Origin of the sequence: Micromonospora sp. MH33 (assembly GCF_003013775.1) — a bacterium.
Classification (GTDB): Bacteria; Actinomycetota; Actinomycetes; order Mycobacteriales; family Micromonosporaceae; genus Micromonospora; species Micromonospora fulviviridis.
In genome coordinates this window covers 1-1,486 of sequence record NZ_MUYZ01000623.1, presented here as the reverse complement: position 1 = coordinate 1,486, position 1,486 = coordinate 1, and the positions used below count along the sequence as shown (strand labels likewise).

The window sequence follows — 1,486 nt, the reverse complement described above, 5'->3', positions numbered from 1 at the left end:
GCCCCGGCGGTGGTCGTCGGCGGCGGGGACCGGATCGGCGCCGCCGCGGCCGGCGAGGTGGTGGCCCGGGTACGCGCGGCCGGCGGCACGGTCGTGGCCACCGGCGGCTGCTTCGACCTGCTGCACGCCGGGCACGTGGCGACCCTCCAGGCGGCCCGGCAGCTCGGCGACTGCCTGGTGGTCTGCCTCAACTCCGACGCCAGCGTGGCCGGGCTGAAGGGCCCGGAGCGGCCGGTCGTGCCGCAGGGCGACCGCGGGCGGCTGCTCGCCGCGCTGGGCTGCGTCGACGCGGTGCTGATCTTCGACGAGTCCACCCCGCACGCGGCGTTGTCCTGGCTGCGCCCGGACATCTGGGTCAAGGGCGGCGACTACGCCAGCGGCGGCGGCGCGGAGACCCTGCCCGAGGCGGAGGTCCTGGCCCGCTGGGGCGGGCACACCGTGGTCGTGCCCTACCTGGACGGCCGCTCCACCACCGACATGATCGCGGCGGCCCGGGCCGGGCGGGGCACGGCGGGCTGGCCCGGGGCGGTCCCGGCGACGGAGCCGGCGGTCGTCCGGTCCACGGCGGAGGGAGCACGATGAGCGAGCGCAGCGGTCCGCCCGGGACCGGCCCCACCGTCCTGGTCACCGGCGGGTCGAGCGGGCTCGGCGCGGCGGTGGTCGCCGCGGTGGCCCGGGCCGGCGGCCGTCCCCTGGTGCTGGACCGGCAGCGCCCCGCCGACGGGGTGCCCTGGGTCGAGTGCGACCTGGCCGACACCCGGGCCGCCGAGGCGGCCACCCGGCAGCTCGCGGAACGCTCCGGCGGGCTGGACGGCGTGGTCACCGCGGCCGGGATGGACGTGCCCGGGAAGCTGATCGACGTACCGGCGGAGACCTGGGAACGGATCGTCACGGTGGACCTGCTCGCCACCGCCGCGGTGATCCGGGCCGCGCTGCCCTTCCTGGAGGCGTCCCGGGGCAGCATCGTCACCGTCGCCTCCACCCTCGGGGTGAAGGCGGTCAGCGACGCGACCGCGTACTGCGCGGCGAAGTTCGGGGTGGTCGGCTTCACCCGGGCGCTCGCCGCCGAGCTGGCCGGCGCGGTCGGGGTCACGCTGCTCATTCCCGGCGGCATGCGCACCGCCTTCTTCGACGAGCGGGACGCACAGTACCGCCCCGGGCCGGACGCCGTGCTCAACGAGCCGGCCGACACCGCCGCCGCGGTCATGTTCGCCCTCTCCCAGCCGGCCGGCTGCGCGGTACGCGAGATGGTGGTCTGCGCCGAGCAGGAGTCCTCGTACCCGTGATCCTGGTGCTGCGGGCGCTCGGGGTCGGCGACCTGGCCACCGCCGTCCCGGCACTGCGGGGCCTGCGCGCCGGCCTCCCGGGCCGGGAGCTGGTGCTCGCCGCGCCGGCCTGGCTGGCGCCGCTGGCCGAGCTGACCGGGGTGGTCGACCGGGTGCTGCCCACCCCTGGGCTGGCCGACCGGCCGGCGTGGCCCGGCCCG

The 1,486-nt window shown here is 78.3% G+C and carries 2 protein-coding genes and 1 pseudogene; all 3 read left to right on the top strand.

Annotated features, from left to right (window positions below):
- Positions 1–582: adenylyltransferase/cytidyltransferase family protein (locus B0E53_RS36455; RefSeq protein ID WP_146167975.1), on the top strand; the 582-nt coding region annotated here is incomplete at its 5' end.
- Positions 579–1,286 carry an SDR family oxidoreductase gene (locus tag B0E53_RS36450; RefSeq protein ID WP_107079917.1) on the top strand — a complete coding sequence of 236 codons (708 nt, stop codon included), beginning with the start codon at positions 579–581 and terminating at the stop codon, positions 1,284–1,286. The genes B0E53_RS36455 and B0E53_RS36450, both read left to right, overlap by 4 nt.
- Positions 1,283–1,486: pseudogene (locus tag B0E53_RS36445) on the top strand (glycosyltransferase family 9 protein); the annotation flags it as partial. The gene B0E53_RS36450 and the pseudogene B0E53_RS36445, both read left to right, overlap by 4 nt.

Bases quoted from the DNA above. Each gene is read 5' to 3' on its own strand.
- B0E53_RS36450 (WP_107079917.1), top strand. From the start codon at position 579: ATGAGCGAGCGCAGCGGTCCGCCCGGGACCGGCCCCACCGTCCTGGTC.